Origin of the sequence: Pseudomonas sp. PA-5-4B, from assembly GCF_021606215.1 — a bacterium.
Classification (GTDB): Bacteria; Pseudomonadota; Gammaproteobacteria; order Pseudomonadales; family Pseudomonadaceae; genus Aquipseudomonas; species Aquipseudomonas edaphica.
Genome location: NZ_WKDB01000018.1, coordinates 79,838 through 99,842, shown reverse-complemented (window position 1 = coordinate 99,842; position 20,005 = coordinate 79,838). Strand labels below are relative to the sequence as shown.

The following is a 20,005-nucleotide window of genomic DNA, read 5'->3' as shown; positions in this document are numbered from 1 at the left end:
ACGAACTTCCATCCGAGGCTTTGCAACGTACTGCCCTGCGAATCAGGGAATTCGAGATGTCCGGAGGGTGGCAGTTGGTAGAGGAGCAATTCCGTGATGGAAAGCTCATCAAGCGCTCCCAGGGAAAGCCAAAGCGGCCCGTTAATGCGATTTACATTCGAGCCCTGAAAGCGCAAGGTTTCGACAGGAAAACAATCGCTGAAAAGCTCGGCGTTGCCAGAAGCACAGTCCAAAAATATTGGAATACATAAGTCTGCAGAACATCAGCAATCCTGCAATCTAAGCAAATCGCGGTTTATGGCGCGCCCTATCGGGTCGGCTGTCGTAAACCATGCCATGGCTGACGCCAAGTCATGGCCCCTTGGGCTTCCATCCTCGCGCCTCCGGCCTTACAGGCCTGCGCGCTCCGCTTGTTCTGGTTATTTCCATCGACGGAAGAAACTAGGTATACCTCAGCCCTGAGCAGTGGAGTGCAGTCATCCTGTCTGTCCATATTTCTGTTGGAAGGTGCAGTCGCGGGGTGGACAATACGGGCTGGTCACTTGCTAGGTGGCAATTGAGTAAGGAAGGGCCACTAGCTGTCTATTGCGTTCAGGCGGACACGATTTATGTAGAGGGGCGCCCCGTGTCACTTGACCAGTCGGAGGCTGTTACCGAGCTACTGGACGAACTTGAGCAGGCTTTAGGTCATCTTAAGGCCACCACCAACGCTAACAAGCTAATTGAGTCACAACGCTTGAGCCATGAGGCCGACGAGTTAGCTCGTCGAGTGAACACTGCCTGGCTGACTTTGCGTTCGGAAATTGGTGAGTCTCAGAAGTTGCTTAATGCGCTTCACGGACTCAGCTTGCTCACCGGCGAACGAAGGGAAGCTAAGCTCGAAGAGCTTAAATTCAAGCATGCAGGCACCCAGATAGAGGGATTGCTGTCGAGGCTTCTTGATTGAAGGTTGAGTACCAGTAACCTTGGGGATCGAAGAGAAATGATGGCCGAATCTGTGCGAGTAGTTCGTAAATGAAGCATGTGAGACTAATACGACATGGAGAAAGCGCTGCGAACGCGGGCGAAGCCACTTTAGATCATGCGACCATTACTCTGACCCCGAGAGGAGTTGAGCAAGCGCAGCTGGTGGCATTGTCGTTCAACCATGCTCCGGCTCTGATCGTTGCCTCGCCTTTCACCCGAGCGCACTCAACCGCTATGGCGACCGCAGCGGTGTTTCCTCATATCCCTTTTGAAACTTGGCCCATCCAAGAATTCACTTACCTTGAACCCGCGCGGTGCACTGGCACAACCGTCGCTGATCGGCGCGAATGGGTGGAGGCGTATTGGGCCAAAGCAGATCCTGGTTTCACGGATGGTCAAGGCGCTGAGTCATTTCTAGATTTCATAGCTAGAGCTCAGTCTTTCTTGGAGTGTCTTGCAGAGCACCCCGCCCAAAACATCGCTGCGTACTCTCACGGCCAGTTCATTAACGCTGTTGCCTGGCTGATTGAGCGCAAGACGCTCGGCATTGATGCCGGAGCTATGGTGGACTGGCGTGAGTATGAAATCGCGAACCACGTGCCCAATTGTGGTGAACGGCTGCTTTCGAAAGATACCGACGAAGCCGATTGGAAAGTAAGCCGGTCAGCCACTAGGGAGCCACAAATGGACTCCACTTGGCGCGTGCCGGGCAGAGCTTATCAAGTCACTCGAGATCCCGAACGTCTGCTCATTGAGGAGCGCGCCGAAACTCTCGCAGCAGCAGGCTACCCTCCGCCAGACGATGATCCGGCTATGTACGCTGAGCAAAGGCTGAAAGAGGCCAGAACCGCAGCTCGTTCATCCCAAGTAGGTAGCGTTAGCGGAAACACTACGGCGGAGATCTCAGCGAGAAAGGTATGCCAATTATTGCGAGAGGTCATCTTCGAGCGACGGTCGATGACCAGGGTCAGTCAGCCGTCTTGGGATGAGATTTATGCGGGCCATTTCGTGGTGAGCGTCGAGGGTTGGCGGATATCGATCTACAACGAATGTGACACGCTCGACTACTGCGAAGAGTGCATCAGCTCTGATGGGCGACGCTGGTCGTTTGACTCTGGAGATCGCTTTGGTACTGACCCAATAGCGTTGCTCAGCACTTGGGAACATCAGACGCTTGAGCGTCTCCTGAAAGCGCTCTAGGGAGCCAAGTTCGAACGGGCCTCTACGAGGACGGCTGTCGTAAACCAAGCATCGATGTTGCCGAGTCCTGGCCATGTGGGCTTCAATCCTCCCGCCTGCGTGCTCCGCTTGCTACTGACCCCAAGTCACCCTTCCAAGAGATTTGTGGCCCAATAGCCTCGTCGTAATTTGGACGTGCTGCTTGGATGGAAGTGAATTGTGCATACCTGCCCTCGTACCCCCGCAGCCCGCTGATGGACAGTTCTAGGGGACGGAGGCGATAAAAGTTAAATGGAGCACCCCTGTCGAAACGTCCTTTTCCTTACTCAGCGGCGAAAGAGACGGTCTAGAACCAGCAGAGCAATTGCACCAATCGCGATTGCAGCAACTGGTTTCTCTTTAACGAACGTGGATACGCTGTCCAGGGCATCGCCATAGGTTTGAGTCAGCTGACCGGCAGCTTGGCGTCCCGCACCTTCGGCTTCCAGCTTCGAATCACCAAGCAGTTTTCCGACTGCGCTTTGGGCTTTACCGGCAACCTTTTCTACAACGCCTTCTACCTGCTCACTTCTCATGATTGATTAAACCTTCGTATAAGTTGGAAGCTCAGAATGAGTGAACTGCGATGGCTACCATCCGATAGCCATCCCAGCGAAACGGTGTTACCGCCTAGAACTACTTTTTGTCTACGGCGTCTTTGACCTTGCCAGCCACTTGCTGTGCTTCACCTTTCTTTTCTTGGATGGCACCTTCGACCTGTAGCTTCTCATTGCCTGTGACTTTGCCGACACCTTGCTTCACGTTACCGATAGCTTCGTTGGCCAGGCCTTTGATTTTGTCTGAAGTACCACTCATGGCTGTCTCCCGGTTAGGAATAGGTGTCCTATCTGGACAGAAAAATTGACTGGCGACTGCGACCGGGAGTTCCACGGTTGACGACTACCACTCGTCGCCGGCCCTTCGAGTGCTATCTGGAAACAGATACATCGCTGTTCGGATGGAGAAACAATTTCTTGCTGTCCAAGCTATCAAAACAGCATGATCGCCCTACTGCCCTCAGCGATGCATAATCAGATGCCCCACATTCCTGCCCCCTTTCCTCCGAACGAGGATGAAAGAGCCCTGTCGCTAGAGCATCTCGGGGTGCTGGACTCAGCTCCGGAGAAAGAATTCGACGATATCGTCGTGCTCGCGAGCACCTTGTGTGAAGTACCGGTCGCGCTGGTTTCTCTGGTGGATAGAGAACGTCAGTGGTTCAAGGCGTGCGTCGGGCTGGACGTGAGGGAGACGCATCGGGATCTGGCGTTTTGCGCGCACGCGATCCTGGCTCCCGCCGATGTGTTGACTGTCGAAGATGCCAGACTCGACCCGCGCTTTGAACACAGCGCGCTGGTGCTTGGCCCGCCCTACATTCGCTTTTACGCGGGAGCTCCTATCATTGACGATACGGGGCACGCTCTGGGTACGGTGTGCGTGATTGATACCAAGCCGCGAACCCTGACAGCACCACAGCGCACGGCATTGTTGGCATTGGCGAGACAGACCGCTTCGTTGTTGCAATTGCGCCTGCTCAGACATCAAATAGAGCGTCGAGCAGAAATGCTTGAACAAGAACTGGCTCAGGCGAATGCACTTAATCAAGTGGCCGAAGAGTCACTGCGTCACGCCAAGCGTATCTCCTCCTTGGGAATGGTCACGGCCAGTATTGCGCACGACTTCAACAATATTCTTCAAGCGCTAAGCGCAAGTTTGCAGATGATCCGCTTGCGCGCCAGACGACCAAAAGCCGTCGAGCAATTTAGTGATACCGGATTGCAGGCGGTCGAACAGGGACGGCAGTTGGTCAATCATCTGCTTTCTTGTGTTCGACTCGACAGCCCAAATTTGGTGTGCGTTGACGTTAATGCTCGACTTGATGCAATGCGCGATTTGTTGTTTCACACCGCGACCGAAAGTGTTGAGCTGACTTTCGACCTGTCAGCCCCCGACACCGCAGTGATGTGTGAAGAAGCCCAGTTGAATGCAGCTGTCTTGAACCTTCTCACAAATGCCAGGGATGCGCTCGGGTCAGCAGGAAGTATCTGCATTTCAACGCGACTGATGCGGGTTGATGATGACGTAACACTGGCTGGAGGCAATTACGTCGTGCTCAGCGTCACTGATACCGGGCCAGGTATACCAGATGACCTGGCGGCTAAAATTTTTGATCCTTTTTTCACCACAAAGGAAAGAGGAAAAGGTACGGGCTTGGGCTTATCGCAAGTCCGTAAGTTCGCAGAGAACGCTGGGGGCACCGTCATGGTTGATAATGCACCCGACAAGGGAACAGTCGTATCTTTGTACTTGAAATCATTGGGTCGAATCGACTCTGCGATTAATCCCACATAATCATCGTGGCTTAAGTAACCTTCTTTACATGATTTGCCTGTATGCCGGCCTGATACGCTGTTGTTCCGTAAGTGTATGGCCAATACAGGTTGTGCGATCAACGGTCTGATCCGTAGATGTTAGAATCAGTGGCAAGTCTGACCTAACGCGGGCGCGCATTGGGCGTTTTGGGACGTCAACCTTGGATAACCAGACGGGCCGGAAGGTGCAGTAATGTTTCTTAGTCTTGAAGTTCGCAGCTATGAGAGGGAAGACCGTCACCACCACCACGAGCATGCTCAATTGGTACTGCCGATTCGTGGCGAAATGGAAATTGACGTAAACGGTCGCGGCGGCTGCATTGATCAGTCATTGGCAGCGCTTGTGACACCTGGCTCGATCCATTCGCAGCAGACTAACCTCGATAGCCGTTTTTTAGTTTTGGACTGTGCGCCGACGATTATGGAAACGCTCCAGATCGAGCGTCTTGCTCAGAAAATATATGTGCCCATTTCCCCCGCTACTCGTCGGCTTATAGAGTTCGCTGAGCTAATCGGCAATGCACAATTGTCCATCGCGGCCTCCCAATTGGGGCCTCTGCTTTTATCGTCTCTAAATCCGGATATCTCCCGCTTTCCAGACCCCATGAAGCAGTTGATCGCTCGTATTCAGGCGGATCCTGGAGCGAACTGGAGCAATGAACGCATGGCTCAAGTAGCAAAAATGAGCATGAGTCAGATGCACCAACGTTTCCGGCTAATGTTCGAGATGAGTCCGCAAGTTTGGTTGACTGATTTACGCCTGCAAGAAGCTCAACGATGGTTGCGTGGAACCTCATTGACCATATCCGAGATTGCCTTGCGTGCCGGCTTTAGCGACCAGGCATCGCTGACCCGTGCCATGCAGCGCGTGAGGGCCACGACCCCGGCGGTTTATCGTAAAACGCAAAAACAGTCTGGGTAAAAAATCCCGTAGTTACCGACAATACTCCCCGAATCAGTTGCTCCAGACTTTACCCATAACGCTTTGGAGCGCTGATGAAATGCTTGCTGATCGATTACTGCTAAAGGGCATTGTCTACGGAGTTTGCGCGGGCCTGTGTTGGGGAGTGATCTTCCTCGGCCCCCAGCTCACCCCGGGGCTGAGCGGCCTGCAATTCGCCGTTCTGAGATTTCTCTGCTACGGCGCGATTTCGGTGGCCTTGCTTATGCCCCGCTGGAGGCGCGTTTGCGCCAATCTCACTATCGCCGACTGGAATTCACTCTTCTGGCTTAGCCTGATTGGGAACCTCATTTACTACACGCTAGTGGGCACCGGTGTGCAGTTGGTTGGCATTGCCACAACGTCTCTGATCGTCGGACTCATTCCCGTGTTCGTCACGCTGGCAGGTCGTCATGACGTCAACGCAATTTCTTTGCGCAAGCTAACTCCCTCGCTGTTCTGCGCTGTGGGCGGGGTCGTACTCATCAGCTGGCACGCACTGATCAACGGCGACAAGCCAGATATACTGACAAACGTGGCCGGAATTCTATGCGCAGCGGGCGCGTTAGTGACATGGAGTTGGTTCGCAGTGAGCAACGCTCGGCGGCTGGCTCAGGTAACCAGCGTTTCCGCCCATGACTGGGCACTGCTGACAGGGGTCATGACTGGCGCTCAGTCACTGCTTTTGGCGGTACCTGTCCTGGGCTGGCAGGTCGGAACGCATGACAACTCCGAATGGCTACACTTTGTCATGGTAGCCGGTGGCGTAGCGTTTTTATCTTCGGTTGTGGGTAATGCGTGCTGGAATCAGGCGAGCCGACTTCTACCACTGGCACTAAGCGGACAAGTGCTCGTGATTGAGACGTTAGCGGCGCTGGTTTTTGGATTTCTATGGGAGCATCGGCTGCCCGACTTACATGAAATTGCGGCGATTGCACTTCTGGTCACCGGTGTCTTGTGGTGTCTGAATTGTCATCGTACTCCCCGTCACTCTCCGGCTGTTTAACTCGTACAGAGATGCTATAGCGACAGGAATACTGACTACCCCTACCAGTTGTGATTAATTGGTCACCCACTATGCGGTAGCAACTGATCGATCTCACTCGCCCGGTGCGTCGGTAGGCGCGTGAGAACATCCTTCAGATACGCATATGGATCATAACCATTCAGCCGCGCAGACGGGATCAAGGTCATGATTGCCGCCGCCCGTTTGCCGCTGCGCAGTGATCCAGCGAAGAGCCAGTTTTCGCGCCCAAGAGCCCATGGCCTGATTTGGTTTTCGGCCCAATGGTTGTCAATGGGTACTGCCCCGTCATCGATGTAGCGTGATAGCGCTGCCCAGCGTTTCAGGCTGTAATCGAGTGCTCTGCTGATGGCTGAGCCTTCGGGCACCAGATCGCGCTGGGCGCTCATCAAGGCATGGAGCATGTTCATCACCCGTACAGCTTTTTCTTGTCGTATTCGACGCCTTAAATCCGGCTCCAGATCGCGGACTTCGCCTTCGATTTCGTACAGAAACTGGATATAACGCAGGGCTTACTCGGAAGATGGATAGGTCGCAGAGCACACCCGCGAGTATTACCCAGGCGTGACCGTCCCACTTGGCGTCCACAAACTCTCCCTCGTAGGTTGCCCCTGGAATGTTCCCCCTGCATTCGAAAGCATACTGGCCGTTAATCAGCAGGTCACGGGTCATGCAGAGTGAATGCCTTCCGCAGAATGCTGCTCCCATGGTGGGCATGGTGACCAAGCCTCCACGAGCTTATCGATGAAGAGTCGAATTTTTGGAGAGAGGTGCCGCTTGCTAGGGTAGATCACCCGAATAGGCTCTGCGGCCTCTGCATACCCAGCGAGCAATTGAACAAGCTTGCCGCTCCTCAAATCGTCGTTCACCACGTAGGAAGGAAGAGTCGCGATGCCCAGGCCAGCTACAGCTGACTGGTGTAATGACTCAGCACTGTCCATCTGTAGTCTTCCACCATGAGTAACGGGCACATATCGCCCGTTTACTCGGAAATTCCAAGGAAGCAGTCTGCCGCCGCTCACAAAATGCAGGCACTGGTGCTCGGATAAATCCTCAGGCGTTCTAGGCTCAGCATGTTCAGCCAAATACTTGGGTGAAACGCAGGTAATCATTTGTTGGTAGGCCACAGTGCGCGTTAGCAACCGAGAATCTTCCTTCGGTGGCCCGATGCGCATGGCCAAATCAAATCCCTCATCGATCAGATCGACCAGCCTGTCAGAGAAGGTGATATCAACGCTCAGGGAGGGCCAATCCTTGAGACAGCACTCAATGTGCTGAAGGACATGAAGTCTGCCCAACGCAACAGGCAAACTCATCCGCAGTCGCCCACTGGGTGTCGAACGACGAAACGCAAGAGCATCCTCCACGTCATCCAGATCCTGAAGAACGCCCACACAGCGCTCATAAAGAACCTGGCCGTCATCGGTCATGCTCAAGCTACGCGTAGTGCGATTCAGTAGACGTACCTGTAAACGAGCCTCAAGCCTGACTATCGACTTCCCCACCGCAGAGCGCGTGAGGCCAAGTTGCTTTGCCGCCGCAGTGAAGCTTCCCGCGTTTACCGAGCTTACAAACGCGGCGATATCATTCAGATTATGGAGTTCCATACGGCCTCGGTGGTCTCAACGCTCGGGCGGCTTAGCACCTGTTATGGGGAACCCTATTCCCCAATAGTAAGCATAGTATCTCAATTAGCTAATCAACTCCCAGCGATCAATTGAGGTCATTATGAACACCAAAGTCCAAGCAGCCGTCCAAACCTGGGCCAATAGCCTTAGCGATCTGGTACCCGTTCTTAAGGGAATCGATACCACCACAAAAATGAGCGACATCCGCGACTCTTACGCAAAAATGCTCGCGCAAAATCCAGCGCCAGCTGGCGTTAAATTCGAAGCAGTCGACATGGGTGGCGTACCCGGCACACTGGTTACTCCGGACGAGATCAAAACCGACGCGGTCGTGATGTACATCCACGGCGGCGCCTACATCGTAGGACGTCCAGACGGCTACCACGGTATCGGCGGCAACTACGCGAAAATGCTCGGTGCTCGTGTATACATGCCGGACTACCGCCTCGCTCCTGAGCACAAGTTTCCAGCATCTATTGACGACACATTGCGCTCTTACGAATGGTTGCTTGAGCAGAAAATCCCGGCTAACAAAATTGCGTTCTCTGGCGAGTCGGCTGGCGGCGCAATGGTTGTCAGCGTCATGGTCGCGGCTAAATCGAAAGGGCTTCCATTGCCTGCGGTTGGCTCCTCCATCTCACCATGGGCGAACCTTGAACACACCGGTGCTTCCATGAGCAACCGTGAAGGTCTGGATCCTCTGAACTCCAAGCCTGTCCTGGACATCCTCGCCAGAGCATTCCTAGGCGACACATTGGCCAATCATCCTCTGGCCTCACCTGTGTTCGCGGACGTCACCGGCCTTCCACCAATCTTAGTGCAGATCGGCGAGAACGAGTTGATGTTGAGTGATGCAATGCGCCTTGCAAATCACCTGGCTGATAACCGCGTTCGCGTGAACCTGGAAGTATGGCCAGCGATGTTCCACGCCTGGCACTTCTACGCCACCATGCTGCCTGAAGCTCAGCAGGCTATGGAGAGCTCCGTTCGCTTCATCGAGGCTGGCTTGGCCGACGCTAACCGCTAAAACGCAGAACAACCGCGATAGCTTTCTAGGCTATCGTGGCTCTACCCATATTTTCTAAGGCCATTTGCCCATCCACTGCTAGTAGTCTGACAGCTCGCCTTGTCTAGATACGTATTCATTTCTTGTGCTGCGCTATGCTGAGTTTCCCTGAAGGAGGCCACATCAATGCCAAAGGAATACTCGTTGTCGGATGTGCTGGAAAGAATGTACCAAAATCAGCTCGCTCTCGAAGCTGCGCTCATGGAGTTGACCCTCCAAGTGGAAGCCCAGGGACATGCGAAAGTGGGCGACAACGTCCGTGGTGCGCTTTACACAATTGGTGAGAACGCTGGTCATATCAAACAGGGGCTGGCCCGGCTCAAAAAACTCCCATGACCCAGCCGCTTTTCGATTTTGATCTCAAACGCGTTTCCCGCACGCACTACATCACTGGCAAGGCGGCGATCAACTTTCCGCACGCTGGGAGTACAACTGGCGGTTGGCATTTTCTGTCGTACTTCAACAGAGATACGAGCGTGGCAAAAGTGTCGCTTGCAGGTATTCATTATCCTGATACCACCGACTTCTTTGGTGACGCTGGAATATGCGACGTTACCGACCAGTTGGCGAAGCTAGGCTGGGCATCAGAAGGCAAACGCTTCTTCATGGCCGATCATTACCGAGCGGCTTCCGACATGATCGTTAAGTGGACTCTAAGCGATTCTAAGCACAGCAATGTCGAGATGGCTGAGTGGTTTCCCTCGCTAGAGGACAGACAAATGCTCTTCACGCTTCTGGGAACCGGAAAACAGAAACTTCTCGATATGGGCAGACTGCAAAAACTTGAAGGTTGGATCAGCTCACAGTAAGCCCAACTTAGCAGGAAGTGTCACCAGGTTGGAGACACCTCCAACTCGTTCAGCGACGAAAAATGCGGTTGATCAGGATCAGCGCTGCAGCACCTATCGCGAGTGCAGTGACTGGTTTTTCTTTAACGAACGTGAATACGCTATCCAGTGTATCGCCGTAGGTTTTAGTCAGTTGTCCAGCTGCTTGATGCCCAGCACCTTCAGCTTCCATCTTCGAATCACCAATCAGCTTCCCGACCGCGCTCTGCGCCTTGCCGGCCAGCTTTTCTGCTACACCTTCTATGATTGAGGGCTGGCAACCGGATAACGTCATGACTGCAAACGAAGATTTGATTACTTGGAACACTCGCTGGCGTCTTGCTGGCGGCATTGTGTCCTGCAAGACATGCCATTCCCAGCAGCCTGAGACTCAACGAGGGAACGCTTTTGAGCACCTTCCGGGTTCTGGTTATGCTGGGCAGCACTGCACGCCGTGGGATGACCTAGACGTGATCTGCCAGAGCTTCAAACAAGACAAATAACCTGGAGGCTGGCTATTGACGACCGCTCGTCAGTAGCGCCAAAAAAAGAGGCGCTCCTGGGAGCGCCTCTCTATTCACTTTACTGCTCGCCAACCGGATTTGAATCGGCTAACTCCGTCCAGCAGATCATGATGTGTTTAACCACAAGTGATTAGCCATGAGCGGAGCTTTACCTAAAACCCAAAAAAACGAAGCGAAAGCGACATCCTTGTCGCCCAAGTGTAAGCGTCCGGTTAAGGCACGTTGCGATGAGTAAGCGCCGGGCCAACACCTCTTCTGAATCCAAACCTCGACGAATCACACGCCAGAGCCCCCGCATTGGGATCAGAACGAGATGTTGGCTGAATGGTTAGGTCAATACATCACCAGTTCAGAACCATGGGCAATCCTGGACGGAAATCTTGTGTCTGGCCACTTGCGCCATGATCGATTTCCAATACGACCAGATGCTCATCACCATGAACAATTTCAAATCCTTTCAGCTGGTTTGCGCAATTTGCAGGGGTAGAAAAAGCTTGGCTGTTGGGAGTGGTAACTCGCACAGATGTAATTTCGCGAAAGCCGCTGGAATGTTCAAACGGCTGCGCTCGCTCAACCGGAGCCTCATCTGGTCTCTTGGCAAACGAAAGAAAAAACCACATCGGTTCGGATATAGGCGCATATCCCACTTCGACTTTCAGGGCAGTTGGCAGGTAGACAGGTCGATACTCCCAAACTGGAAATATTGGCTTCTCCCCTACGGTGGACGGTCTGAAGCAAACTCCAAAGGGCGCGGCGATTCCATCTGCGCACTTGAGGCGGTCAAAGAGTTGGGTTGGCGCTGTTAACTGACTTTGAGCTTCTGATTCATCGGTGAGATGTAAAAGCTCGATGAAAGAATTTCGGAAGAAGAACCTTCTATTCGCAGTGCCTTGGCCCGGATGTACATTTGGCGTCCCTTCAACGAGCCCTAGGGCTTTCAGTGCGTCAGCGCCTCGACCGTCATCATTTACACAAATAAAAATGTGATCTATTTCCATCGTTAATTTCCTTCAATCCTGTGATTTGATTGCCCAATTAGTCGGCAACAGGTCAGTAACTTCGCTCGCCCGCTGCGTCGGCAGGCGAGTCAAAACGTCCTTCAGATAGATATATGGATCGTGCCCGTTCATGCGTGCCGACTGGATCAAGCTCATGACCCCGGCAAATCTGGCGCAGCTGTTTGGGGTTTATTGCAGCGCGCTGAGCGTCAATGCCGGCGCCCTAACAGGAATCTACCCAGTGCCGGTGATTGCACCTGGGAGCTAGGCCGTCGGCAGACAAGCTGTTCCGTTTTATGTGAGGTCATGATGCTAATTCAGCGGGCTAATCTTGATGTCGCAAGAGAACCTCGCTCGCTACCGGGACGGCCAAGAGTTCCGCCCCTGAATCGTATAACCTTACTGCTCGCTTCGGGGCAGTCTCATCCGGCGCATACGATCAATAAGGACGTGTAGGAGAATGATCATGCTACTGGGAGGAAGTTCTTTAGTGCTGCGGCTACAGTATTAAAGGCGCTTCATTCTGTTGGGGGTATGACTGCACGAGCTTCAAAGTATTGCGCCCTGACGCCTTTGCTTCATAAAGCGCCGCGTCCGCCTTGGCAAGCAAATTGGCTATCGCGTCGCCCTCATTGGGTACAACGCAGCAAACACCAATACTGATGCGCACCGAAATTTTTGCCTCACCATATTGAGCTGACGACTCAGCTAAAGAGGCGCGCAACTCATCTAGTACACCCAAGGCCCCGTCAGTATTAGTGGTCGGCAGCAAGATCAAAAACTCCTCACCTCCATAACGACCAATACTGTCGGAATGGCGAATACGCTGGGTTAGATGATTGGCACAGTGCCTAATAACTTCGTCTCCTGCCAGATGGCCATACCTGTCGTTGATATGCTTGAAGTGATCAATATCGACCATAGCAACTGCCAGGCTCGAACCGTCTCGGCGCGCACGCTCCAACTCCCTCGAAAACTGATCAAGGATGGCTCGACGATTTAGGATACCGGTCAGCACATCTCGCAGCGCCATGTGCTGAAGCAAAGCCTCGCTGCGCTCTTTAGCCAGGAGCACCAAGCCGAGGGAGATCATCATCGCGGTGAACGTACCGATACTTACCGATATTGTTTGCTTGAGGTTGCTTACGTCGTAACGCATTTGCGCAGCACCTCCGCCAAGCACGGCGACAACCCGCATACCCAAGCCGATCAGGCTGATACTCGATCCGATGATCAACAACATGCGTGCACGACCTTGGGCGGGAATGTGCCGGCGCGTCCAGTAGATGATCAATGAACACTGCACCATCAACACGAGCGTAGCAGCGAGCATTCGCGGTTCCAGCGTATCGATCAAACTGACCATCAACACCAGCATCAATGCTGCTGGAGCAAACACTCGCCACCAGGCGACAGGAAGCTCGACAATCCGAAAAACACTGGCCCCATAAAAAGCCAGTGCTACTGCCAGCAGGGTATTGGCAGCGCCGTAGGTCAACCACAACGGTGCATGGCCATAGAACGTATAGCCAATATAGGCCAAGGCGTGCGCTAACAAACCAAAGCCAATCGTTAGAAGGCCGTCACGCTGGTTGAACTGTCCGACCAGGATTAAACAAAAAGCCATGATGGTTGCGACTAAAGCGACACAGGCAAAGAGAGTGGGCGTATGGGCGATCATGGCGGCTCACCGAGTGCTGGCAGGAGTGGCTGATCGCAAGTTTAGTTGAGCGATTCAAACGTCAGAAAGATATTTTGCATTCCAAATCCACTGTCACTCGCAACTGGCCGCGCCTTCACAACGTGGACTATTCGACCAAATCCGCCACCATAGAAGTCAGAACATCCAGCCCAAATGGCTTAGTTAGAACATGCGTACAGGGTTCGAGATGGACGTCTTTTAATACAGCGCTTTCGGCATAACCTGTGATGAAGAGGACAGGGAGATTGGGGCGAGATTTGCGACCAACCCCTGCCATTTGTCGACCGTTCATTCCACCTGGCAATCCGACGTCAGTAATGAGCAAGTCTACAACCGCGTCAGACTGAAGAATTTTCAAGCCATCTACACCGTCAGCAGCCTCAAGCGTGGCGTATCCAAGATTACTCAGTACGTCAGCCACAAGCATCCGGATTGAAGGCTCGTCATCGACTATCAGTATGGTTTCCCGCTTTCGTCCAGAATGGTCATCACTGATATCAGTCTCGTCAGGATTTGGCGTAACGTGGCCATCGTGGCGTGGCAGAAAAATCGATACGGTCGTTCCTCTACCCGGCGAAGATTCAACCTTGATATCGCCACCGGACTGACGTGTAAAACCGAAAACCATTGAGAGTCCTAGGCCTGTACCTGTACCGAAAGGCTTGGTGGTAAAGAACGGCTCAAACGCTTTGGAGAGCGTCTCAGGAGTCATACCCGAGCCGTTATCCGAAATAGATATACGAAGGTATCGACCGGGTACGATTTCATGATCGAGTTCGTCGTTTTTTTCAAGCCATTCATTGGACGCCGATATGACTATTCGCCCCCCGTCAGGCATCGAGTCACGCGCATTCAGACAGAGATTGAGTAACGAGTTCTCCAACTGGGCAGAGTCAATCAACGCAGGCCACAATCCCTCCATCTCTTTGACGTCGATGCTAATCGAAGGCCCAACAGCCCGTGAAATCAGTTCTACCATTCCCTCGATAAGCGCCTTCACATCAGTTAGCTGAGGTGTCAGTGTTTGGCGTCGAGAAAACGCCAAAAGGCGATGAGTGAGGGCACTCGCCCTCTTGACAGCACTCTCGGCAACAGCAAGGTACTTATCAACATCTGCTGAGCGCCCTTGAGCGAGTCGAGTCTGCATCAATTCCAGACTGCCCGAGATGCCAGCTAAAATGTTATTGAAGTCGTGTGCGATGCCCCCTGTGAGCTGGCCCACCACTTCCATCTTTTGCGAGTGACGCAAGGTTTTCTCGATGTTCTCACGTTCACTGACGGCAACAAGAATACGCTGCTCAAGGGTCTGGTTAAGTTCTTTGAGTGCGTCCTCAGCTTTCTTCCTATCTGTCACGTCGATTGACGAGCCGATCAGTCCAATGACCTCGCCGCTCTCATCAAACAGTGGTGCCTTGGCCGACAGCCATGTAGCGGCAGAGCCATCAGCAAGCCTGACCTCCTCCTCAACTTGCTCTGATAGACCACTCTCCATAATTCTTCGATCTGTCGCCATGATTACGCGACCCTGTTCCGGGTCATCCAGATACTCGGCATCTGTTTTGCCAATGTAAAATTCAGGACTTTTACCGATTAGCTCTGTCGTACCCTGGTTAGCTACAAGCATCCTGCCTTGCCGATCTTTCGCAAATACTACGCCTGGGACTGCGGCAGTGAACGTTCGCAGCAGCGTGTTGAGCCTGTCTCGTTCGGCCTCTGCTACCCGCCGCGCTTCGATATCAATAAGGACGCCAGGAAAACGCAGCGGTTTGTGATCCTCATCGAGCTCCACCCGCCCATTTGCTTCAACCCATCTGTAAACACCATCGCTTTGCAAAACGCGATATTCGCAGCGGTAGGCACCACCTCTTCCGAGCGCATCGGTCACTTTGCTCTGCACGTGCGCAAAGTCATCCGTATGAATAGAGGCCGTGACGAGTTCCAGTGGCAACCCTTTTAAACACAGGTCAGGCGAAAGACCGAATGAACGCGCGAAGCGTTCATCTGCGGTAAAGCGATCTGCTGGCACATCCCAAACCCACGTACCAATGATGGCACCTGCATCAAGTGCCAGCTGAAGCCGTTCAGATGCCTGCTGAGCCTGCTGGTAGAGATCTGCATAGTCGATGGGAATACCATCAATAGCATCGTGATTCATCGCTTTCAACCTGTCTCAACCAAGCGCTTGGAAGCTTGGCAATACGTTTATTTTTAGAGGCGTGGGAGCATTATTCAGGTACCACCAGTAATCAATATGGCGTCACTGTATTTACATCGACTAGCCTTTACCTGAGAAGGTTTAAAAATTAATTGTACTCGCTCGAATGGAACAGCGAATGAGCAGATAAGCACCAGCATAAGCCCGCAAACAAAGGCTGGGGGAGGCAACAAATTGGGCTCCCCCACTGTCGCGTTACAGCTTGAAACGCGAAACGACAGTACGCAGTTCCCCTGCCAGCAGCGACAGTTCCTCCGCAGTAACAGCGTTGTCTTCTATGCCCTCCATCAATGCAAGGCTACCGTTACGAATCTCAGTCACATTGCAATTGATATCCTCCGAGACGGCGTGCTGCTGAACTGCCGCGCTGGCTATTTGGGTGTTCATCCCTACGATTTGCTCAACGCCGTCATTGATTGCATCCAGGCTGGTCGAGGCCTGATCAGCGGACTCGATGCACTCCTGCGCGCGCAGCTTGCCCGCTTTCATTTGTTCGACGGCGTCACCTGTCGCCAGTTGAAGCTCTTGAATAATCCGGCGGATCTCTTCGGTGGAGTTTTGTGTGCGCGAGGCCAGAGTTCTGACCTCGTCGGCGACCACCGCGAATCCTCGACCCTGCTCACCGGCGCGGGCCGCCTCAATGGCCGCGTTCAACGCCAGCAGGTTTGTTTGATCAGCAATGTTACGGATCACCTCGATAACGCCACCGATCTGCTGGCTGTGTTGCGCAAGCGCCGAAACCTTTTGCGCACTGCGCTCCACCTCATCGGCCAAGGCTTCAATAGTCACGCGGGTTTCCTGCATCTTCGCCAGGCCGGTGTTGGAGGACTGGCTGGCGTGCTCAGCGGCGTGTGCGGCACCCTCGGTGTTTTGCGCCACGTCCGCAACGCTGGTGGTCATCTCGTTGATAGCCGTTGCGACTTGTTCGGTTTCGCTTTGCTGTGCGCTCATCGCGCGCTTAGCCCGGTCAATCGACACACCTATACGCTCCGCCGCATCGGAGACCGATTGTGAACTGCGCTCTACCTGAGCAAGCGAGGAGCTAAAGGCTTGCACCATATGGTTAAGGCCATTACCAACGTCGGCCATTTCATCTTTGCCCCGTACTTGAATGCGCACGCTCAGGTCACCCTGTGCAATGAGTTGGGTAGCTACCAAAACGTCGTTGATGGTGCGGCGCATGGCGCTATAGATACCGCTGAACACATACACCAGCAACAGGCCAAGAACGGCAAACATGCCCAGGATGAATAGCCGTTCCGAGGTTTTTTCCTGAACTCGTCGTTCAAGCGCATTCAGCAGTGCGTCTTGCAGTGTGTCTTGCGCCTTGTACAACTCAGCGACCACCGCATTGCCTTTGCCTGGAAGATTCTGAACGCCGGTGATGGTGTCGCTTGGTGCGTCAATTAATACTTCAAGGTCGGCACGGAAACTGTCCAGGCTCACAAAAGCACTGGTGATCGGTGCCTGAATACTATCGGCGAGGGCAGGTTCTCTGCGACGCAACAGGGCCAGGCTTTGTTGAAGTTCTTTGTGGACGAGTAACTCATTTTTTAGCATCGACTTGATAACGCTGCGCGCCCCCGAACTCAACGTTTGTCCGTCATGCAGTCCGCTGGCAAGGCCGCGCAATTGCCCGACGATGTTGATTTGCCGTGGCAGCCTCAAGGTGCTCTGGTCGATCATGAAAAGCGATGCGTAATCTTCATCCAACACCATGCCCGACGTGGCCGATACGTAGTACACGAAGTTCAACGTCTCGGTGAGCTGATCGTTCCAGTCGTCGAAGATGGCACTCTGGTTGGCATCTGCTTTCGCCAGCTCAATCAAACGCTGCGCCCCAGAGTGCAGACGCTGCACTCGATCACCGGTTTCCAGCTGCGTGTTGAGTTGTCGGTCGGTTGCAGCCAGTTTCGAAAACGCATCCTCCAACTTCAACTGGTTGGCCGACAGATCGGCTTGAGCGTTTCTATCCCCGCTGAGCAAGCGGTTAGTGAGTGCGCGTTGCAACATCGATAGGCGCAGTACAGGCGTTACGTCCAATAGATAGCGCTGGCCTACTTGTTCCGAGCGAATGACCTCAAGGCTTCCGTTGATCTGATGGATCACGCGCGTGCCGAGCAGAACCAAGGGGATTAGGACGATGATTGCAAGCACACCAAATTTCGCGGGGAAGCGTAAACGGTTAGCTAGGTTTATGGCAGGAGCAAGGATATTCATAGAGTTCTCACAGCCCGGAATGGGACAGTTTGTAGTTAGTTTTTTGCTGAGAACGCTCCATTTTCTCGAATGCCTGGCTCTGTCTGGCTCATTCGGCTAATCACGTTTTATCTAATTAAACGTTTCAGTCATCCTGTCGGCACTGAGATTGATAACTTTATCAAAAGTTGTACAGCCATTTATTTTTGTACAGCTTTGGAACGCCTTGAGAGTAGTGATGTCGCTGAGCCATCACCATTTCAATGGAGCTCTTCAGGGGGAATTGCTGCGGTCGTTAACTCAGTTAGGCGAGTGGATTTCCGAGCAGTCCTTGCGGTACATCCAGTCGCTGTACGAAATCGAGAGCGAAGTCCGCGACCTGGAACCGGATTTACGGCGCCAAATACGGTAGGAAAACCTGTACAGGTGATGGGTAGGCTGCATGCCTGCATGATCGCCCAGCGCGATCTGGTGCCCTAAGGTTCGGCCATCATTTGAGTGCTGGATTACAGCCTGCAACGCTGGGCAGCGCTGTCGCGCTACCTGGATGATTGGGTCGTCCCCATAGAAAACAATTGGTGTGAGAATCAAATCAGGCCATGGGCTCTTGGACGCAAGAACTGACTCTTCGCCGGATCGCTGCGCAGCGGAAAACCGGCGGCGGCGATCATGATTGTGATCCAGTCTGCGCGACTGAATGGACATGATGTATATGCTTATTTGAAGGACGTGCTCACGCGTCTGCCGACGTAGCGGGCGAGTTTGATCGATCAGTTGCTGCCGCATAAGTGACAACCGGTTTAATCACGCTAGGCGTGATGGACGGACGCATACGCAGGGTCTTGAAAATGACTTAATCGTACTGATACGACGAATGGAGATTTTGTGTAGGGATACCACCAACTCTGGTCTATATAGCAAGAAAATTGGCGTGATGTAGTCGAGGATAGCGCTCTTTGCCTGGGACGTGTGAGCGCCCGCCTGTCATTTGTGGTGTGGCGGTTACAGGATGAACGGTAACATTTACACCACTCATTCGCGCGACTCAAGCAGTGACTATCAGTGACGTAGCGATTCGACACGTTGAACAGAAATTGCGAAAGTACCCTCGCAACCTGCTTGTTCAATTCTACGACTGCCCATGCGAAACATGAACACCCCTAATAAGCACTGTCGTTAGCGCGTAATTCTGTCTGTGACGGGGGCTCGATACCGACCACTCGGTTGCGTCCCGCACGCTTGGCTGCATAGGCACGACCATCTGCCACCTTTAACAGATCGTCAAGGTGCTCGCAATTACTACCGAAAACTGCGACACCCGCACTTAGGGTCATGTTCAGTTGCTGTCCACTGAGCTCTAAGGGCGTCGCGGCAAGGTGCTCGCGCAAGGTTTCTGCGATTAGCATGGCCTGTTCCGCCCTGGCCCCCGGCAACAGAGCGGCGAACTCCTCTCCGCCCAGACGACAAAGTAGATCGGTGGCACGCAGACGTTTCGTTAGTATGCTGGCAAAATGGCAGAGCGCTTGGTCACCTGCGTCATGGCCAAAACGGTCGTTAATTTGCTTGAAGTGATCTATATCCAGGTACACCAGCGCTAGGGGCGAACCATTGCGTAGGGCCCACTCTGACTCACGCTGAAATACCTCGGCCAGCTTTGCGCGATTGGCCAATCCGGTTAAGTGGTCGGTAGTCACTAGCTCTATCAGACGCTGCTCGGTAAGAACTCGGGTACGCTCATAAGTGTGCGAGAAAATGGTGATTGCCAATGTCGCTAGACCAATGTCGAGAACGAAGCCAATATCGTCCACTGGACTCTTTTCTGCATGGTGCATGGTGATCATGTACAGGCCAAGACTAACGAACAGCAGAGAACCAATCAGCCCCAGACGTAAGCCAAGCAGCAGGTAGAGAATTATCGGTATGGTCTGGATCCAGGCAAATATTCCTACTGATGTCTCTGGCGAGACGAGCGTGAACATCATAACAGTGAAGAACGGCAGCAGATAAATGATGGTCAAGGCTCGTAGTTTTTTGGTGCGGTCAATGATCATCAGCATGTACAGAGAGATGAACGCGTAAGCTAGTTCCAGCCCAGCCAGCAGCCAGTAACCACGCTTGGCGTTGAACAGTGAGAAGAAGATACCAAAGCACAGAGTTGTCCAAAGCAGCGACTTGAGCATCATGCGTCTGTGTTTCTCGCTATGGTCAATACGGGCGTGCATGGTATTTCCTTCGATCAGGCAAACTGTAGTGGCAATTAGCAATCAGTAGTGTACCTCTTATCCACACTGACATTGGCAACTTCGCCGACCATCTATCTATTACCGTC

18 protein-coding genes and 5 pseudogenes are annotated in these 20,005 nt (G+C 53.2%); 11 read left to right on the top strand and 12 right to left on the bottom strand.

Going from position 1 to position 20,005, the window contains the following annotated elements:
- The 4 genes and pseudogenes from GIW28_RS11580 to GIW28_RS30805 form a co-directional block, all read left to right on the top strand.
- Nucleotides 1–251, top strand: a 251-nt coding sequence (locus tag GIW28_RS11580) for a helix-turn-helix domain-containing protein (RefSeq protein WP_236490394.1), incomplete at its 5' end; no start/stop codon positions are given.
- A 374-nt stretch (nt 252–625) separates the two neighbouring features.
- Nucleotides 626–946 carry a hypothetical protein gene (locus tag GIW28_RS11575; protein ID WP_206199171.1) on the top strand — a complete coding sequence of 107 codons (321 nt, stop codon included), beginning with the start codon at nt 626–628 and terminating at the stop codon, nt 944–946.
- A 68-nt stretch (nt 947–1,014) separates the two neighbouring features.
- Nucleotides 1,015–1,623: pseudogene (locus GIW28_RS11570) on the top strand (histidine phosphatase family protein); the annotation flags it as partial.
- 27 nt (nt 1,624–1,650) lie between these two features.
- Entirely contained in the window at nt 1,651–2,166 is a 516-nt protein-coding gene (locus tag GIW28_RS30805; RefSeq protein ID WP_442963094.1) for a DUF7693 family protein, read from the top strand.
- A 305-nt stretch (nt 2,167–2,471) separates the two neighbouring features.
- Here the strand turns inward: GIW28_RS30805 and GIW28_RS11560 are convergent, their stop codons facing one another.
- Both GIW28_RS11560 and GIW28_RS11555 read right to left on the bottom strand, forming a co-directional pair.
- Nucleotides 2,472–2,720: a CsbD family protein gene (locus GIW28_RS11560; protein ID WP_083221824.1), complete on the bottom strand. Its 249-nt coding sequence runs from the start codon at nt 2,718–2,720 to the stop codon at nt 2,472–2,474.
- Nucleotides 2,721–2,820: 100 nt separating this feature from the next.
- Nucleotides 2,821–3,000, bottom strand: a complete 180-nt coding sequence (locus GIW28_RS11555; RefSeq protein WP_003191424.1) for a CsbD family protein — start codon at nt 2,998–3,000, stop codon at nt 2,821–2,823.
- Between the two features lie 219 nt (nt 3,001–3,219).
- Here GIW28_RS11555 and GIW28_RS11550 point away from each other — a divergent pair, with 219 nt between their 5' ends.
- The 3 genes from GIW28_RS11550 to GIW28_RS11540 all read left to right on the top strand — a co-directional run bounded on the left by GIW28_RS11550 (nt 3,220) and on the right by GIW28_RS11540 (nt 6,499).
- Nucleotides 3,220–4,533, top strand: coding sequence for a sensor histidine kinase (locus GIW28_RS11550; protein ID WP_032901073.1), 1,314 nt, complete (start codon nt 3,220–3,222; stop codon nt 4,531–4,533).
- A 213-nt stretch (nt 4,534–4,746) separates the two neighbouring features.
- On the top strand, nt 4,747–5,475 hold the full coding sequence (locus GIW28_RS11545; protein ID WP_003191427.1) for a helix-turn-helix domain-containing protein: 729 nt from the start codon (nt 4,747–4,749) through the stop codon (nt 5,473–5,475).
- A 79-nt stretch (nt 5,476–5,554) separates the two neighbouring features.
- Complete coding sequence (locus tag GIW28_RS11540; RefSeq protein ID WP_122753194.1) at nt 5,555–6,499, top strand: DMT family transporter; 945 nt, start codon at nt 5,555–5,557, stop codon at nt 6,497–6,499.
- Between the two features lie 62 nt (nt 6,500–6,561).
- Here the strand turns inward: GIW28_RS11540 and GIW28_RS11535 are convergent.
- Nucleotides 6,562–7,029 (bottom strand): annotated as a pseudogene (locus tag GIW28_RS11535) (IS66 family transposase); the annotation flags it as partial.
- Nucleotides 7,030–7,185: 156 nt separating this feature from the next.
- Nucleotides 7,186–8,124, bottom strand: a complete 939-nt coding sequence (locus GIW28_RS11530; RefSeq protein ID WP_236418332.1) for a LysR family transcriptional regulator — start codon at nt 8,122–8,124, stop codon at nt 7,186–7,188.
- A gap of 121 nt (nt 8,125–8,245) precedes the next feature.
- Here GIW28_RS11530 and GIW28_RS11525 point away from each other — a divergent pair, with 121 nt between their 5' ends.
- From GIW28_RS11525 to GIW28_RS11515, 3 genes are all read left to right on the top strand, one after another.
- Nucleotides 8,246–9,172, top strand: a complete 927-nt coding sequence (locus GIW28_RS11525; protein ID WP_236446433.1) for an alpha/beta hydrolase — start codon at nt 8,246–8,248, stop codon at nt 9,170–9,172.
- 165 nt (nt 9,173–9,337) lie between these two features.
- Nucleotides 9,338–9,547 carry a hypothetical protein gene (locus tag GIW28_RS11520; RefSeq protein ID WP_122822213.1) on the top strand — a complete coding sequence of 70 codons (210 nt, stop codon included), beginning with the start codon at nt 9,338–9,340 and terminating at the stop codon, nt 9,545–9,547.
- A complete protein-coding gene (locus tag GIW28_RS11515) occupies nt 9,544–10,020 on the top strand; it encodes a hypothetical protein (RefSeq protein ID WP_122822214.1) in 477 nt (158 codons plus the stop codon). The genes GIW28_RS11520 and GIW28_RS11515 overlap by 4 nt, the downstream gene beginning before the upstream one ends.
- Before the next feature lie 49 nt (nt 10,021–10,069).
- On the opposite strand, the gene GIW28_RS11510 is transcribed toward GIW28_RS11515, so the two are convergent.
- The 7 genes and pseudogenes from GIW28_RS11510 to GIW28_RS30795 all read right to left on the bottom strand — a co-directional run.
- The gene (locus GIW28_RS11510) at nt 10,070–10,333 is read right to left on the bottom strand and encodes a CsbD family protein (protein ID WP_122822264.1); all 264 of its coding nucleotides are present in this window, start codon (nt 10,331–10,333) and stop codon (nt 10,070–10,072) included.
- A 570-nt stretch (nt 10,334–10,903) separates the two neighbouring features.
- Entirely contained in the window at nt 10,904–11,560 is a 657-nt protein-coding gene (locus GIW28_RS11505) for a VOC family protein (protein WP_122476224.1), read from the bottom strand.
- A gap of 12 nt (nt 11,561–11,572) precedes the next feature.
- A pseudogene (locus GIW28_RS11500) lies at nt 11,573–11,731 on the bottom strand (transposase domain-containing protein); the annotation flags it as partial.
- A 328-nt stretch (nt 11,732–12,059) separates the two neighbouring features.
- The gene (locus GIW28_RS11495) at nt 12,060–13,241 is read right to left on the bottom strand and encodes a GGDEF domain-containing protein (protein WP_236446435.1); all 1,182 of its coding nucleotides are present in this window, start codon (nt 13,239–13,241) and stop codon (nt 12,060–12,062) included.
- Between the two features lie 127 nt (nt 13,242–13,368).
- Entirely contained in the window at nt 13,369–15,417 is a 2,049-nt protein-coding gene (locus GIW28_RS11490; RefSeq protein WP_236446437.1) for a hybrid sensor histidine kinase/response regulator, read from the bottom strand.
- Between the two features lie 255 nt (nt 15,418–15,672).
- Nucleotides 15,673–16,377, bottom strand: a complete 705-nt coding sequence (locus GIW28_RS30800; RefSeq protein ID WP_442963522.1) for a methyl-accepting chemotaxis protein — start codon at nt 16,375–16,377, stop codon at nt 15,673–15,675.
- Nucleotides 16,378–16,536: 159 nt separating this feature from the next.
- Nucleotides 16,537–16,659: pseudogene (locus GIW28_RS30795) on the bottom strand (HAMP domain-containing protein); the annotation flags it as partial.
- 1,455 nt (nt 16,660–18,114) lie between these two features.
- Between GIW28_RS30795 and GIW28_RS11480 the strand changes: the two are divergent.
- Nucleotides 18,115–18,429 (top strand): annotated as a pseudogene (locus GIW28_RS11480) (IS66 family transposase); the annotation flags it as partial.
- A 407-nt stretch (nt 18,430–18,836) separates the two neighbouring features.
- Here GIW28_RS11480 and GIW28_RS11475 read toward each other — a convergent pair.
- Nucleotides 18,837–19,898: a GGDEF domain-containing protein gene (locus tag GIW28_RS11475; protein WP_236446441.1), complete on the bottom strand. Its 1,062-nt coding sequence runs from the start codon at nt 19,896–19,898 to the stop codon at nt 18,837–18,839.
- Nucleotides 19,899–20,005 lie beyond the last annotated feature (107 nt).

What these genes read in the sequence shown, in the direction of transcription:
- GIW28_RS30805 (WP_442963094.1), top strand. Translation starts at nt 1,651, where the DNA reads ATGGACTCCACTTGGCGCGTGCCGGGCAGAGCTTATCAAGTCACTCGA.
- GIW28_RS11560 (WP_083221824.1), bottom strand. Translation starts at nt 2,720, where the DNA reads ATGAGAAGTGAGCAGGTAGAAGGCGTTGTAGAAAAGGTTGCCGGTAAA.
- GIW28_RS11555 (WP_003191424.1), bottom strand. Translation starts at nt 3,000, where the DNA reads ATGAGTGGTACTTCAGACAAAATCAAAGGCCTGGCCAACGAAGCTATC.
- GIW28_RS11550 (WP_032901073.1), top strand. Translation starts at nt 3,220, where the DNA reads ATGCCCCACATTCCTGCCCCCTTTCCTCCGAACGAGGATGAAAGAGCC.
- GIW28_RS11545 (WP_003191427.1), top strand. Translation starts at nt 4,747, where the DNA reads ATGTTTCTTAGTCTTGAAGTTCGCAGCTATGAGAGGGAAGACCGTCAC.
- GIW28_RS11540 (WP_122753194.1), top strand. Translation starts at nt 5,555, where the DNA reads ATGCTTGCTGATCGATTACTGCTAAAGGGCATTGTCTACGGAGTTTGC.
- GIW28_RS11530 (WP_236418332.1), bottom strand. Translation starts at nt 8,124, where the DNA reads ATGGAACTCCATAATCTGAATGATATCGCCGCGTTTGTAAGCTCGGTA.
- GIW28_RS11525 (WP_236446433.1), top strand. Translation starts at nt 8,246, where the DNA reads ATGAACACCAAAGTCCAAGCAGCCGTCCAAACCTGGGCCAATAGCCTT.
- GIW28_RS11520 (WP_122822213.1), top strand. Translation starts at nt 9,338, where the DNA reads ATGCCAAAGGAATACTCGTTGTCGGATGTGCTGGAAAGAATGTACCAA.
- GIW28_RS11515 (WP_122822214.1), top strand. Translation starts at nt 9,544, where the DNA reads ATGACCCAGCCGCTTTTCGATTTTGATCTCAAACGCGTTTCCCGCACG.
- GIW28_RS11510 (WP_122822264.1), bottom strand. Translation starts at nt 10,333, where the DNA reads ATGACGTTATCCGGTTGCCAGCCCTCAATCATAGAAGGTGTAGCAGAA.
- GIW28_RS11505 (WP_122476224.1), bottom strand. Translation starts at nt 11,560, where the DNA reads ATGGAAATAGATCACATTTTTATTTGTGTAAATGATGACGGTCGAGGC.
- GIW28_RS11495 (WP_236446435.1), bottom strand. Translation starts at nt 13,241, where the DNA reads ATGATCGCCCATACGCCCACTCTCTTTGCCTGTGTCGCTTTAGTCGCA.
- GIW28_RS11490 (WP_236446437.1), bottom strand. Translation starts at nt 15,417, where the DNA reads ATGAATCACGATGCTATTGATGGTATTCCCATCGACTATGCAGATCTC.
- GIW28_RS30800 (WP_442963522.1), bottom strand. Translation starts at nt 16,377, where the DNA reads ATGACCACCAGCGTTGCGGACGTGGCGCAAAACACCGAGGGTGCCGCA.
- GIW28_RS11475 (WP_236446441.1), bottom strand. Translation starts at nt 19,898, where the DNA reads ATGCACGCCCGTATTGACCATAGCGAGAAACACAGACGCATGATGCTC.